The sequence below is a fragment of the Klebsiella sp. P1927 genome (assembly GCF_018204675.1).
Classification (GTDB): Bacteria; Pseudomonadota; Gammaproteobacteria; order Enterobacterales; family Enterobacteriaceae; genus Klebsiella; species Klebsiella pneumoniae.
The window spans coordinates 4,594,402-4,607,190 of the sequence record NZ_CP073377.1 but is presented as its reverse complement, the minus strand read 5'-3'; the positions used below and the strand labels follow the sequence as shown (position 1 = coordinate 4,607,190).

Here is a 12,789-nt window from a genome sequence, read left to right as displayed (position 1 = left end):
TTCCAGAAACCCCGGGAAGCCAAGCGCGACCCGGGGTAACCTGACATCATTTGAAGGTGACATCGATTATGAGCGCCGAGGCACACCAGGAGATCCTTCGCACCGAAGGACTTAGTAAATTCTTCCCCGGCGTTAAGGCGCTGGATAACGTCAACTTTAGCCTGCGGCGCGGCGAAATCATGGCCCTGTTGGGCGAAAACGGCGCCGGAAAATCGACGCTGATCAAAGCGCTGACCGGCGTTTACCATGCCGATCGCGGCACTATCTGGCTGGAAGGCCAGGCTATTTCGCCCAAAAATACCGCCCATGCCCAGCAGCTGGGGATCGGCACCGTCTACCAGGAAGTGAACCTGCTGCCCAATATGTCGGTGGCGGATAACCTGTTCATCGGCCGTGAGCCGCGGCGGTTTGGTCTGCTGCGACGTAAAGAGATGGAGGCCAGGGCGACGGCGCTGATGGCCTCCTACGGCTTTTCCCTCGACGTGCGCGAGCCGCTGAACCGCTTTTCGGTGGCGATGCAGCAGATCGTCGCTATCTGTCGGGCCATCGACCTGTCGGCCAAAGTGCTGATCCTCGACGAGCCCACCGCCAGCCTCGATACCCAGGAGGTGGAGATGCTGTTCACCCTGATGCGCCAGCTCAGGGATAACGGCGTCAGCCTGATCTTCGTCACCCATTTTCTCGACCAGGTCTATGCGGTCAGCGACCGCATCACCGTGCTGCGTAACGGCAGCTTCGTCGGCTGCCGCGAGACCCGCGAGCTGCCGCAGATTGAGCTGGTGAAAATGATGCTGGGTCGCGAACTGGACCACAATGCCCTGCAGCGGGCGGGCCGTACCCTGCTGAGCGATAAACCGGTAGCGGCGTTTGAAGGCTACGGTAAAAAAGGAACCATCGCCCCGTTTGACCTGCAGGTCCGCCCGGGCGAAATTGTAGGCCTCGCCGGCCTGCTGGGTTCCGGACGCACGGAAACCGCCGAGGTGATCTTCGGCATTAAAACGGCGGACAGCGGGAAGGCGTGGATCAAAGGCAAACCTCAGACCCTGCGCTCCCCGCATCAGGCTTCCTGCCTCGGGATCGGCTTCTGTCCTGAAGATCGCAAAACCGACGGCATTATCGCCGCTGCCTCGGTGCGGGAAAATATCGTTCTCGCCCTGCAGGCGCAGCGCGGCTGGCTGCGGCCGATCCCCCGCCGGGAGCAGAATGAGATCGCCGAGCGCTTTATTCGCCAGCTGGGGATCCGTACCCCGAGCGCCGAGCAGCCGATCGAGTTTCTCTCCGGCGGCAACCAGCAGAAGGTGCTGCTCTCCCGCTGGCTGCTGACCAAACCGCAGTTCCTGATCCTCGATGAGCCGACCCGCGGCATCGACGTCGGCGCCCATGCGGAAATTATTCGCCTGATTGAAACCCTCTGCGCCGATGGCCTGGCGCTGCTGGTTATCTCTTCTGAACTGGAGGAGCTGGTGGGTTACGCCGATCGGGTCATTATCCTGCGCGATCGCCGACAAGTGGCGGAGATCCCGCTCGCCGAGCTCTCTGTTCCGGCGATCATGAACGCTATTGCGGCATAAGGAGTAACCCATGATGCCTCGATCTCTTTCGCAAACCGGCCCGGAGAAGCGACGCTTCACCTGGCCGAAGGGCACCCCGCAGATTATTGCCCTGCTGCTGGTTCTGCTGGTAGACAGCCTGGTGGCGCCCCATTTTTATCAGGTGGTGCTCCAGGATGGCCGCCTGTTTGGCAGCCCGATCGATATTCTCAACCGCGCCGCGCCGGTGGCGCTGCTGGCGATTGGCATGACGCTGGTGATCGCCACCGGCGGCATCGACCTGTCGGTAGGGGCGGTGATGGCGATTGCCGGCGCGACGGCCGCCTCGATGACCGTCGCCGGGCACAGCCTGCCGGTGGTGCTGTTGGCCGCGCTGGCCGCGGGCGCGCTGGCCGGATTGTGGAACGGCATCCTCGTGGCGGTCCTTAAGATCCAGCCCTTTGTGGCGACGCTGATCCTGATGGTGGCCGGGCGCGGGGTGGCGCAGTTGATCACCGCCGGGCAGATCGTCACCTTTGATTCCCCGGCCCTGGCGTGGCTCGGCAGCGGATCGTTTCTGCTGTTTCCGACGCCGGTGATCGTCGCCGCCGCTACGCTGCTGCTGTTCTGGCTGTTTACCCGTAAAACGGCGCTGGGCATGTTTATTGAGGCGGTAGGGATCAACATCCGCGCGGCGAAAAACGCCGGCGTCAATACCCGCATCGTGGTGATGCTGGCCTATGTCCTGAGCGGCGTCTGCGCGGCGATCGCCGGGATCATCGTGGCGGCGGACATCCGCGGCGCGGATGCCAATAACGCCGGGCTATGGCTTGAGCTGGACGCCATTCTGGCGGTGGTCATCGGCGGCGCCTCGCTGATGGGCGGGCGCTTTAACCTGCTGCTCTCGGTGGTGGGGGCGCTGATTATCCAGGGAATGAACACCGGGATTTTGCTCTCCGGCTTCCCGCCGGAGCTCAACCAGGTGGTGAAAGCGGTGGTGGTGCTGTGCGTACTGATTGTCCAGTCGCCGCGCTTTATCGGTTTACTGAAAGGGGTACGCGGCCATGATAAAACGTAATTTACCATTGATGATCACCCTTGCGGTGTTTGTGCTGGGCTACCTCTACTGCCTGACCCAGTTCCCCGGTTTTGCCTCAACGCGGGTGATCTGCAATATCCTGACGGATAATGCCTTCCTCGGGATCATCGCCGTGGGCATGACCTTCGTGATCCTCTCCGGCGGGATCGATCTGTCGGTGGGGTCGGTGATCGCCTTTACCGGCGTCTTCCTCGCCAAAGCGATTGGCTTTTGGGGAATCTCGCCGCTGGTGGCCTTTCCGCTGGTGCTGGTGATGGGCTGCGCCTTCGGCGCGTTTATGGGGCTGCTGATTGACGCCCTGAAGATCCCGGCCTTTATCATTACCCTCGCCGGCATGTTCTTCCTGCGCGGCGTGAGCTATCTGGTGTCAGAGGAGTCGATTCCGATTAACCACCCAGTGTACGACACCCTGTCCGGGCTGGCATGGACCATTCCCGGCGGCGGTCGTCTCAGCGCCATGGGACTGCTGATGCTGCTGGTGGTGGTGGCCGGTATTTTTGTCGCCCATCGCACCCGCTTTGGCAACCAGGTGTATGCCATCGGCGGCAACGCCACGTCGGCGAATCTGATGGGGATTTCGACTCGCAGCGCCACGATCCGTATCTATATGCTCTCCACCGGACTGGCGACGCTGGCCGGGATCGTCTTTTCCATTTATACCCAGGCGGGCTATGCGCTGGCGGGCGTCGGCGTCGAGCTGGATGCGATTGCCTCGGTGGTGATCGGCGGTACGCTGCTCAGCGGTGGCGTCGGTACCGTGCTGGGAACGCTGTTCGGGGTGGCGATCCAGGGACTGATTCAGACCTACATCAACTTCGACGGCACCCTCAGCTCATGGTGGACGAAAATCGCCATCGGCATTTTGCTGTTTATCTTTATCGCGCTGCAGCGTGGGCTGACCGTGCTGTGGGAAAATCGGCAGAATGCGGCGGTGACGCGGGTGAGCGGGGCGGGGAGTCGCTAAGAAATGCTCCTCCCGCAGGCGCGGGAGGAGCGGGCAGGGCGCTTAGGCGTCCGGGAACGCTTTAATAAAGTTCTCGACGTCTTCTACCATGTGGTTGTTGCCGACGAAGAAGGAGCGACGCTGATGCAGGCTTTCCGGGATAATATCCAGAATACGCTCTTTACCGTCGCTGGCCTTACCGCCCGCCTGTTCGGCGAGGAAGGCCATCGGGTTGCATTCATACAGCAGGCGCAGCTTGCCTTCCGGGTGGCTGGCGGTGCTCGGATAGAGATAGATGCCGCCTTTCAGCAGGTTGCGGTGGAAGTCCGCCACCAGCGAGCCGATATAGCGTGAGGTATAAGGACGCTGAGTCGCTTTGTCCTCTTCCTGACAGTACTTAATGTACTTCTTCACGCCCTGCGGGAATTTGATGTAGTTGCCTTCGTTGATGGAGTAGGTATTGCCCTTCTCCGGGAAGCGCATGCGCTCCTGGCATAGACAGAAGACGCCAAGGGACGGGTCGTAGGTGAAGGCGTGAACGCCGCAGCCGGTGGTATACACCAGCATCGTCGACGATCCGTAGACCACATAGCCCGCGGCCACCTGCTTGTTGCCCGGCTGCAGGAAGTCTTCTTCTGTCACCGGCGTGCCGACAGGCGTCACGCGGCGGTAGATAGAGAAGATCGTACCGACAGAGACGTTAACGTCGATGTTAGAGGAGCCATCCAGAGGATCCATCAGCACCACGTATTTGGCGTGTTCACACCCTTCGAAGACGACAATCTCATCTTCTTCTTCAGAGGCAATCCCGGCAACAATATCGCGTGCTCGCAGTGCGGCTTTTAATTTTTCATTAGCGAACAGATCGAGTTTTTGCTGAACCTCGCCCTGAACGTTTTCAGCACCGCTGGCACCCAGGATATCGACCAGACCGGCCTTGTTGATATCGCGGTGGATGATCTTGGCGCCCAACTTTATTGCTGACAACAAAGCAGTCAGCTCACCGGTGGCGTGGGAGAACTCGTGCTGCTTTTCAACAATAAACTCACCTAACGTTTTCATAACTCGTTCCCTGCATTTTTATGTTGAGTAAAACGAACGCAACAATCTTAACAAAGAATCAAAAAAGTGCGCACAGGTGAATCGCGCCAGCAAAATACAGATTCGCCTGAAATGCATTTCGCCAGGGCCCGGGATATGGGTAAAATGTGCCCCGGATAAGAAAAGGAAATGACGAATGCGCATTCATATTTTAGGAATCTGTGGCACGTTTATGGGGGGGCTGGCCATGCTGGCGCGCTCCCTCGGTCATGAGGTAACGGGGTCGGATGCTAACGTCTATCCGCCGATGAGCACCCTGCTGGAAAACCAGGGGATTGATTTAATTCAGGGCTATGACCCCAGCCAGCTGGAGCCCCGGCCGGACCTGGTGATTATCGGTAACGCCATGACTCGCGGCAACCCGTGCGTTGAAGCGGTGCTGGAAAATAATATTCCCTATATGTCCGGCCCGCAGTGGCTGCACGACTTCGTGCTGCGCGATCGCTGGGTGCTGGCCGTCGCCGGGACCCACGGCAAAACCACCACTGCCGGCATGGCGACCTGGATCCTTGAAGCCTGCGGCTATAAACCGGGGTTCGTGATTGGCGGCGTTCCGGGCAATTTCGACGTCTCCGCGCGCCTGGGCGACAGCCCGTTCTTCGTCATTGAAGCCGACGAATATGACTGCGCCTTCTTCGACAAGCGCTCCAAGTTTGTTCACTACTGCCCGCGGACGCTGATCCTCAACAACCTTGAGTTCGACCACGCGGACATCTTTGATGACCTGAAGGCGATTCAGAAACAGTTCCACCATCTGGTGCGCATCGTGCCGGGCAAAGGCAAAATTATCCTGCCGGAGAACGACATCAACCTGAAGCAGGTGATGGCGATGGGCTGCTGGAGCGAGCAGGAGCTGGTGGGCGAGCAGGGCCACTGGCAGGCGAAAAAACTGAACGCCGACGCCTCGCAGTGGGAAGTCTTACTCGACGGCGAAAAGGTCGGCGAAGTGAAGTGGGCGCTGGTCGGCGAGCATAATATGCATAACGGCCTGATGGCGATTGCCGCGGCGCGTCACGTCGGCGTGCTGCCGGCGGATGCCGCGAACGCGCTGGGCAGCTTTATCAACGCCCGCCGTCGCCTGGAGCTGCGGGGCGAAGCCAACGGCGTCACCGTGTATGACGATTTCGCCCATCATCCGACGGCAATCCTCGCCACGCTGCAGGCGCTGCGCGGTAAAGTAGGCGGTACCGCGCGCATTCTCGCCGTGCTGGAGCCGCGCTCTAACACCATGAAAATGGGCGTCTGCAAGGACGATCTGGCGCCGTCACTCGGCCGCGCCGATGAAGTGTTCCTCCTGCAGCCGCAGCATATTCCGTGGCAGGTGGCGGAAGTGGCGGAAGCCTGCGTCCAGCCGGCCCACTGGAGCGCCGACGTCGATACCCTGGCGGAGATGGTGGTCAAAACCGCCCACCCGGGCGACCATATCCTGGTGATGAGCAACGGCGGCTTCGGCGGTATTCATCAGAAGCTGCTGGATAAGCTGGCGCAAAAAGCGGCCGCGGCTGAATAAGCGCGTACGCCTCCGGTAACTGCCCTCCGCGTGAGGGCAGTTTTATTTTAGCTACCAGGAATTGTGTGATGCTGACCTGCGAAAGCGTACGTTCTACCGACTCGCCCCATTTCGCCATGCTGGACGCGCTTTACGCGCGCGCCTTTCCGTGGCACGAGCAGCGCGAAAGCGAGGCCAAACGTCAGGCGCTGAGCCACCCGCGCTACGCGCTGGAAGCATGGTTCGATGAAGGCGTCTTTGTCGGCCTCAGCGGCTGCTGGCAGTTTGCCGGCTACGGTTATATCGAACATCTGGCGATCGACGACACGCTGCGCTCCCGCGGCTATGGTAAACAGCTGCTGGCGCAGATCCTGACGCGCGCCCCGCTGACCATTCTGGAAATCGATCCGCTAACCACGGCCATCGCCCATAAACGGCTGCGCTTTTATCAGTCGATGGGGTTCCATGCTAATCCCTGGGCGCATCATCACCCGAGCTATCATCAGGGCATTGCGGATCATGAGCTGCTGGTGCTGAGCTACCCGCAGCCGATCGATGAGCGGCAGTATCAGCAGTTTGCCCGGGATCTCGGGCACGAGGTGATGGGGCGGGAGTAGCCCGGCTCGGCGTACCGCTCCGGGCATTCGACTGGCGGCGCTGTTACTCTTTGGCGATCGGCGTCTCGTTCTCCGCGACTTTGTTATCGCCCTGAATCTTAGCGATTTTCTGCTCAACGGCGGCTACCTGGGCGCTGTCGTGCAGCAGGGTGTAGGTTAGATCAAACTGCGCGCTGGCGCCCGGCTGCAGCTGTTTCACGCGTTTTTGTTTGCGTTCAATGGTGACCGGATAGGCGTAGCTGGTCCCCGGTTCGATACCGGTGACGTAGCCCTGCTTGACGGTATCGGTGTTTTTCCACAGCGTCAGGACCGGCAGCTGACGGGTATCAAACTGAATAGAGGCCCCTTTATCGCCCGCTTTGTTGACCACGGCGGCCAGGGTCTGGTGATTTTCATCGGCCAGGGGCTGAATATTAAATACCATCTCGTCAAAATCTTTGGTCGGTCCCTGATAGGTTTGCCAGGTTTTTAACCCACTCTTAGCGTAATCATTGAACGGGCTGATGCTGGACATCGGGGCGAGGAAACGCGCGCCTTCTTCGAGGATCGGGGTGCCGAAGTTGCTGTGGTAGATGATCTGATAATCATGCGGATAGTCGGCATGGTTGGTTAAGACGTCATGTAAGCTGAAGCTGTTGCTGCCCGGCACGTAGCGCAGTTCGGTCAGGGTCTGCAGATCGGCTTTTTTAAAGGTGCTCTCTTTCACCAGCCCGCGGATGCGGATTTCATACGGCGCGCTGTCGGCCACCTCCACCTCCACCAGAGAGGCCGGCGTGTTGCCCGCCTTGCCGTGTAGGGTATAAATTTGCCCGTCCGCGGTCACCGGATGGCCGGTCCATTCATAGCCGCAGCGGACCATCATCTCGTTGAATCCTTCCAGCCAGCCGAGGCCATTGCGGCTTTCCAGGTTGATAAACGCCGGGTTGACGACCTCTTTAACCGGCGAATCCCAGCCCATCCGGCTGCCGAAACCCTCAATACGCAGCAAGTTCATGCCGCGTGTCGGGCTCAGGGTGATGGTCAGGCCGTCTTTACTATGAATGGTGAGGATTTTGCTGCCTTCCTGCTTACCGCCGTGCAGGACTTTCTGCTCAATGCTGAACGCATGATCTTTCACCTTCAGCTGATCGCTGTTGATCTGCCAGTTTCCTTTATCCATCCCCTCTTCAGCGTTCGTCAGCACCCATGTTTTTGCCGCGGCCGAGCCGGAAACCAGCAGGGCGATCGTCGTCAGAACCAATGTCTTTTTCATTTTTATTCCCTTTTTGCTGAATCGATTGTGTCATTGACGTGTGAAATCTACCGGCATGGGGGTGATTAAAATGTGAAGCGCCTCACCTGGTGAGAAAACGGCCGATTTGCTGAGGATAAATGGGATGGAAGTCGTATTATCTTGCTATGTAATACGTATTTATCACCAGAATATGTGATCTATATTGTTTTTAGCTTTAACGATTCAGCTTGATAAGTCAGGCTATAAACAAACGTATCGTCGTGTGGATGAGGGGATTCAGGCGATGCGACGGGAATCCCCCTGCTGGCGCAAGCCTTAGAGGTGGGGTGAAGGTAGGCCGGATAAGGCGTAGCCGCCATCCGGCATAACGACGGGAACGGAGTCTGGTACAGCTTGCCCGGCGGCGCTGCGCTTGCGCGGGCCTACGGTGTTGCGTAACCGTTTGATATACAGGGCTCCGTAGGCCGGATAAGGCGTTAGCCGCCATCCGGCACAATGACGGGAACGGAGTCTGGTACAGCTTGCCCGGCGGCGCTGCGCTTGCGCGGGCCTACGGTGTTGAGTAACCGTTTGATATATAGGGAACCGTAGCCCGGATAAGGCGTTAGCCGCCATCCGGCACAACGACGGGAACGGGGTCTGGTACAGCTTGCCCGGCGGCGCTGCGCTTGCGCGGGCCTACGGTGTTGAGTAACCGTTTGATATACAGGGCTCCGTAGGCCGGATAAGGCGTTAGCCGCCATCCGGCACAATGACAGGAACGGAGTCTGGTACAGCTTGCCCGGCGGCGCTGCGCTTGCGCGGGCCTACGGTGTTGGATAACCGTTTGATATACCGGGCTCCGTAGGCCGGATAAGGCGTAGCCGCCATCCGGCATAACGACGGGAACGGAGTCTGGTACAGCTTGCCCGGCGGCGCTGCGCTTGCGCGGGCCTACGGTGTTGAGTAACCGTTTGATATAGGGAACCGTAGCCCGGATAAGGCGCAGCGCGCCGCCATCCGGGAGACTATTGCGGGCAAAAACAGCGGGACTTAGCCTTCGTTTTCCGCCAGTTCACGCAGATACTGGAAGATCAGGCGCGCCGATTTCGGCGGCTTGTTGCCTTCTTTCTCTTTCTTCGCATTGCGAATCAGCGAACGCAGCTGCTGACGGTCAGCATCTGGCCACAGGTTCAGCACTTCAGCGATGGCGTCATCCCCGTCGTCAATCAGTCGATCGCGGATCTGCTCCAGCTTGTGGAACAGCGCAACCTGCTGGTTGTGACGGTTTTTCAGCTTGTCCAGCGCCTGACGAATCGGATCGACATCGCGGTTGCGCAGCATCTTGCCGATAAGCTGTAGCTGGCGGCGGCGACCCTCTTTTTTGATTCGCTGGGCGAGTTCGATGGCGTCGCGCAGGTCGGTATCCAGCGGAATTTTATCCAGCGCGTTTTTCCCCAGGTCAACGAGTTCCGCGCCAAGACGCTTCAGTTCTTCCGCGTCGCGCTTAATTTCACTCTTACTGACCCAGATGATTTCATCATCTTCATCTTCAACGTCATCACCGGGCACGTCGTCGAGCCAGTCTTCGGGCTGCTTTGTCATCTCAGGCTCCTTAAAAAAAGAGGCTAATGTTACCAGTTAAGGCGCGCACTGAAAAACGGTTCTCTGTTAGACTTCAGTTAACTCCTTCTTACATTATGGCATTAGCAATGAAAGTCATCTCTCAAGTTGCACAGCAGCGTAAGACGCTGGAAGAAGCCGTTACCACGGCACTGGAACTGGCGGCAGGTAAATCTGATGGTGCGGAAGTTTCCGTCAGCAAAACCACGGGCATCGGCGTCAGCACCCGCTATGGCGAAGTGGAGAATGTAGAATTCAACAGCGATGGGGCATTAGGCATCACGGTTTACCATCAGAACCGCAAGGGCAGCGCCTCCTCCACCGATCTTAGCCCGGACGCTATCGCCCGCACCGTGCAGGCGGCGCTGGATATCGCCCGCTATACCTCCCCGGACCCGTTTGCCGGCGTAGCCGATAAAGATCTGCTGGCCTTTGACGCCCCGGATCTGGACCTGTTCCACCCGGCGGAGGTCTCCCCGGACGACGCCATCGAACTGGCCGCCCGCGCGGAGCAAGCGGCCCTGAAGGCCGATAAACGCATCACCAACACCGAAGGCGGCAGCTTTAACAGCCACTACGGCATTAAAGTGTTCGGTAACAGTCACGGCATGCTGCAAAGTTACTGCTCGACTCGCCACTCCCTCTCCAGCTGCGTCATTGCGGAAGATGACGGCGATATGGAGCGCGACTACGCCTACACCATTGGCCGGGCGATCGAGGATCTGCAGTCCCCGGAATGGGTCGGGGAAGAGTGCGCCCGCCGCACCCTGTCACGCCTGGCGCCGCGTAAGCTGTCGACCATGAAGGCGCCGGTTATTTTCGCCAACGAAGTGGCGACCGGGTTGTTTGGCCACCTGGTCGGAGCGATTGCCGGCGGCGCGGTCTACCGTAAATCGACCTTCCTGCTCGATTCGCTGGGCAAACAAATTTTGCCGGAGTGGCTGACCATTGAAGAGCATCCGCACCTGCTGAAAGGGCTGGCCTCCACGCCGTTCGACAGCGAAGGCGTGCGCACCGAACGTCGCGATATCGTCAAAGACGGCGTGCTGACCCAGTGGCTGCTGACCAATTACTCAGCGCGCAAGCTGGGGATGAAAAGCACCGGCCACGCCGGGGGCATCCACAACTGGCGCATTAACGGCCGCGGCCTGAGTTTTGCAAAGATGCTTAAAGAGATGGGCACCGGTCTTGTGGTTACCGAACTGATGGGGCAGGGTGTCAGTGGCGTCACCGGCGACTACTCACGCGGCGCATCCGGCTTCTGGGTAGAAAACGGCGAAATTCAATATCCTGTCAGTGAGATCACCATTGCAGGTAATCTGAAAGAAATGTGGCGTAATATCGTGACCATTGGCGATGATATTGAAACGCGCAGCAACATTCAGTGTGGTTCTGTGCTGCTGCCGGAGATGAAAATCGCCGGGCAATAACACCTGTTTGCTTAAATAATAAAAAGGAAGTGAGCAATGCGTAAAAAACTGTTAGCGATGCTGGCTGTCTCTGCTTTTGCGCTCGGTTCAGCGTCGGCCTTCGCCGACCTGGGCGAAGACATGGACACTCTGGCAGAAAACCTGCAAGTGGTACAGAAGACCTCCGACGCCGGCGAGCTGAAAGCGGCGCTGAATAAGATGCGTACCGCCGCGGTCGATGCTCAGAAAGAGACCCCGCCGAAGCTGGAAGGCAAAGCGGCCGACAGCGCTGAGATGAAAGATTACCGTCACGGTCTGGATATTCTGATCGGCCAGATCGACGGTGCGCTGAAGCTGGCGAACGAAGGCAAGGTGAAAGAGGCGCAGGCCGCCGCGGAGGAGTTTAAAACCACCCGCAACACCTATCATAAGAAGTACCGCTAACCGTTCTTTTCGGGAGGCATCAGCCGATGCCTCCCACCTGAAAGCCTACCGATATCACATTTTTCCACTCTCTTTTTTCGGCCTTTCCGCTGCCGCGGGCGCCTTGTCCACGCTCATTGTTGTGATACATCTCACGCCATAGCCGTCGTTTTTACCTTTTCCCTGTGAATATGTGGGGTCGATCACCCCTGCCGCCTCCCTTTCCACTTCGAAGTGGAAAACAACTCGCTACAAACTCCTGACCCCCGGCGCTACCTTGATTTCCAGAGACATCAGCGGGGTAACACAAGTGAATAACGGAGCGGTAATAAACGACGTAGGGGAGCAGGCGGCGCAGACCGAACGCCTGGCTGACAAGATGTTACAGCAGGTATTCGCCCTGTTAAGCCGTCACGACATCGTCCCTAACGACGTTCAGGAGCAAATGCTGACTTCCCACGTGCGGGCCATGGCCCACCGGTCAATCAGCGGCGAACCGCTACCGGAAGTGGATGCCAGTCTGTTCGAAGAAATTTCTGAAGATTCAATGATGCTGGCCCGCGAAGTGGTCGCACAGTTCGGCAACCTGCCTGATGAAGAGGCCTGGCTGCTCTCCGTCCACTTCGAAGTCGCGAAAGATAACCTGTAAGGAGCAAAACATGGAACAAATCACCGTAGTCATTGGCGACCGTCTGGGTAAAGGCCAAAAAGTCGCCGCAGGCGCTGAAAAAGCGGGCGCACGTGCTGTGGTCGTCCCTGGCGTTGCGGCCGACATGAAGCTTGGCGACATAATGAAAGCGGAAAATGCCACCTTCGGCATCTCCTTCTGCGGCAGCGGCGGCGCCGGCGCCATCACCGCCCAGACCAAATACGGCTACAAAGCAAAATACGGTATGCGCTCTATTGATGAGGGCGTCACCGCTATCAACGAAGGCTGCAACGTGCTGGGCTTCGGCTTTATGGATAAAGAAGAGCTGGGCGAGCGGCTGGTAGAAGCCTGGAAAAAGAAATACGGCGCATAAGTATGAAAGAGCAATTCACCACCACGGTGAGGGTTGCCGGCAAAGGCGAAAGCAAATCACGGGCCTTCGCCGATGCCCTGAACCATGTGCAGGCTGCGGTGATGAAATCATCCTCGCGCATCCTACTGCGTATTGAGCCACAGGACGTGACGGTTGTTCATGCGCGCGAAGCGGTACGAAAAGAGGCGTTTCTGTTCTTCTTTTTGCGCCGTGAACGACGGACCTACAGCGTGGAGCTGGACGTCACCGTCAACGTGACCGCCATCGATCTCGATAAAGTGGATTTCGTCACGCAAACCTGATTGTTAGCATAAGGTCTGA

The 12,789-nt window shown here is 58.5% G+C and carries 15 protein-coding genes; 11 read left to right on the top strand and 4 right to left on the bottom strand.

What is annotated here, in order from left to right:
- The first annotated feature begins 68 nt into the window (after positions 1–68).
- Genes ytfR through yjfF form a run of 3 tightly spaced genes read left to right on the top strand, consistent with a single transcriptional unit; the run spans position 69 to position 3,592 of the window.
- A complete protein-coding gene (ytfR, locus tag KB892_RS23030) occupies positions 69–1,571 on the top strand; it encodes a galactofuranose ABC transporter, ATP-binding protein YtfR (protein WP_002886772.1) in 1,503 nt (500 codons plus the stop codon).
- A gap of 10 nt (positions 1,572–1,581) precedes the next feature.
- Positions 1,582–2,607 (top strand): galactofuranose ABC transporter, ATP-binding protein YtfT, encoded by a 1,026-nt coding sequence (gene ytfT, locus KB892_RS23025; protein WP_004152011.1) that lies wholly within the window; start codon positions 1,582–1,584, stop codon positions 2,605–2,607.
- Positions 2,594–3,592: a galactofuranose ABC transporter, permease protein YjfF gene (gene yjfF / locus KB892_RS23020; RefSeq protein ID WP_002886825.1), complete on the top strand. Its 999-nt coding sequence runs from the start codon at positions 2,594–2,596 to the stop codon at positions 3,590–3,592. The genes ytfT and yjfF overlap by 14 nt, the downstream gene beginning before the upstream one ends.
- Positions 3,593–3,634: 42 nt before the next feature.
- Here yjfF and fbp read toward each other — a convergent pair whose 3' ends face one another.
- Positions 3,635–4,633: a class 1 fructose-bisphosphatase gene (fbp, locus tag KB892_RS23015; protein WP_002886827.1), complete on the bottom strand. Its 999-nt coding sequence runs from the start codon at positions 4,631–4,633 to the stop codon at positions 3,635–3,637.
- Positions 4,634–4,808: 175 nt separating this feature from the next.
- On the opposite strand from fbp, the gene mpl reads away from it, so the two are divergent.
- Entirely contained in the window at positions 4,809–6,182 is a 1,374-nt protein-coding gene (gene mpl, locus KB892_RS23010; protein WP_002886886.1) for a UDP-N-acetylmuramate:L-alanyl-gamma-D-glutamyl-meso-diaminopimelate ligase, read from the top strand.
- 68 nt (positions 6,183–6,250) lie between these two features.
- Positions 6,251–6,778 carry a GNAT family N-acetyltransferase gene (locus KB892_RS23005; RefSeq protein WP_002886889.1) on the top strand — a complete coding sequence of 176 codons (528 nt, stop codon included), beginning with the start codon at positions 6,251–6,253 and terminating at the stop codon, positions 6,776–6,778.
- Between the two features lie 43 nt (positions 6,779–6,821).
- On the opposite strand, the gene KB892_RS23000 is transcribed toward KB892_RS23005, so the two are convergent.
- Positions 6,822–8,030, bottom strand: a complete 1,209-nt coding sequence (locus KB892_RS23000; RefSeq protein WP_002886890.1) for an aldose 1-epimerase family protein — start codon at positions 8,028–8,030, stop codon at positions 6,822–6,824.
- A gap of 184 nt (positions 8,031–8,214) precedes the next feature.
- On the opposite strand from KB892_RS23000, the gene KB892_RS22995 reads away from it, so the two are divergent.
- The gene (locus tag KB892_RS22995) at positions 8,215–8,331 is read left to right on the top strand and encodes a hypothetical protein (RefSeq protein ID WP_014342865.1); all 117 of its coding nucleotides are present in this window, start codon (positions 8,215–8,217) and stop codon (positions 8,329–8,331) included.
- 713 nt (positions 8,332–9,044) lie between these two features.
- Here KB892_RS22995 and yjgA read toward each other — a convergent pair.
- A complete protein-coding gene (gene yjgA, locus KB892_RS22990; protein ID WP_002886891.1) occupies positions 9,045–9,596 on the bottom strand; it encodes a ribosome biogenesis factor YjgA in 552 nt (183 codons plus the stop codon).
- A 95-nt stretch (positions 9,597–9,691) separates the two neighbouring features.
- Between yjgA and pmbA the strand changes: the two genes are divergently transcribed.
- Both pmbA and cybC read left to right on the top strand, forming a co-directional pair.
- Positions 9,692–11,044, top strand: coding sequence for a metalloprotease PmbA (gene pmbA, locus KB892_RS22985; protein ID WP_004152265.1), 1,353 nt, complete (start codon positions 9,692–9,694; stop codon positions 11,042–11,044).
- Between the two features lie 36 nt (positions 11,045–11,080).
- Complete coding sequence (gene cybC, locus KB892_RS22980) at positions 11,081–11,467, top strand: cytochrome b562 (protein WP_002886893.1); 387 nt, start codon at positions 11,081–11,083, stop codon at positions 11,465–11,467.
- Positions 11,468–11,521: 54 nt separating this feature from the next.
- On the opposite strand, the gene KB892_RS22975 is transcribed toward cybC, so the two are convergent.
- On the bottom strand, positions 11,522–11,653 hold the full coding sequence (locus tag KB892_RS22975) for a hypothetical protein (RefSeq protein WP_004226752.1): 132 nt from the start codon (positions 11,651–11,653) through the stop codon (positions 11,522–11,524).
- Positions 11,654–11,756: 103 nt separating this feature from the next.
- Between KB892_RS22975 and KB892_RS22970 the strand changes: the two genes are divergently transcribed.
- The 3 genes from KB892_RS22970 to KB892_RS22960 are packed head-to-tail and all read left to right on the top strand — an operon-like array spanning position 11,757 to position 12,770.
- A complete protein-coding gene (locus KB892_RS22970) occupies positions 11,757–12,095 on the top strand; it encodes a PRD domain-containing protein (RefSeq protein ID WP_002886894.1) in 339 nt (112 codons plus the stop codon).
- Positions 12,096–12,105: 10 nt separating this feature from the next.
- Positions 12,106–12,468, top strand: a complete 363-nt coding sequence (locus KB892_RS22965; RefSeq protein ID WP_002886895.1) for an SFCGS family glycine-rich protein — start codon at positions 12,106–12,108, stop codon at positions 12,466–12,468.
- A 2-nt stretch (positions 12,469–12,470) separates the two neighbouring features.
- A complete protein-coding gene (locus KB892_RS22960) occupies positions 12,471–12,770 on the top strand; it encodes a DUF4312 family protein (RefSeq protein ID WP_002886896.1) in 300 nt (99 codons plus the stop codon).
- Positions 12,771–12,789: the final 19 nt, after the last annotated feature.

Excerpts from the sequence above, each read along its gene's own strand:
- KB892_RS22960 (WP_002886896.1), top strand. The coding sequence starts at position 12,471 with ATGAAAGAGCAATTCACCACCACGGTGAGGGTTGCCGGCAAAGGCGAA.
- KB892_RS23005 (WP_002886889.1), top strand. The coding sequence starts at position 6,251 with ATGCTGACCTGCGAAAGCGTACGTTCTACCGACTCGCCCCATTTCGCC.
- ytfT (WP_004152011.1), top strand. The coding sequence starts at position 1,582 with ATGATGCCTCGATCTCTTTCGCAAACCGGCCCGGAGAAGCGACGCTTC.
- ytfR (WP_002886772.1), top strand. The coding sequence starts at position 69 with ATGAGCGCCGAGGCACACCAGGAGATCCTTCGCACCGAAGGACTTAGT.
- cybC (WP_002886893.1), top strand. The coding sequence starts at position 11,081 with ATGCGTAAAAAACTGTTAGCGATGCTGGCTGTCTCTGCTTTTGCGCTC.
- fbp (WP_002886827.1), bottom strand. The coding sequence starts at position 4,633 with ATGAAAACGTTAGGTGAGTTTATTGTTGAAAAGCAGCACGAGTTCTCC.
- yjfF (WP_002886825.1), top strand. The coding sequence starts at position 2,594 with ATGATAAAACGTAATTTACCATTGATGATCACCCTTGCGGTGTTTGTG.
- yjgA (WP_002886891.1), bottom strand. The coding sequence starts at position 9,596 with ATGACAAAGCAGCCCGAAGACTGGCTCGACGACGTGCCCGGTGATGAC.
- KB892_RS22965 (WP_002886895.1), top strand. The coding sequence starts at position 12,106 with ATGGAACAAATCACCGTAGTCATTGGCGACCGTCTGGGTAAAGGCCAA.
- KB892_RS23000 (WP_002886890.1), bottom strand. The coding sequence starts at position 8,030 with ATGAAAAAGACATTGGTTCTGACGACGATCGCCCTGCTGGTTTCCGGC.
- pmbA (WP_004152265.1), top strand. The coding sequence starts at position 9,692 with ATGGCATTAGCAATGAAAGTCATCTCTCAAGTTGCACAGCAGCGTAAG.
- mpl (WP_002886886.1), top strand. The coding sequence starts at position 4,809 with ATGCGCATTCATATTTTAGGAATCTGTGGCACGTTTATGGGGGGGCTG.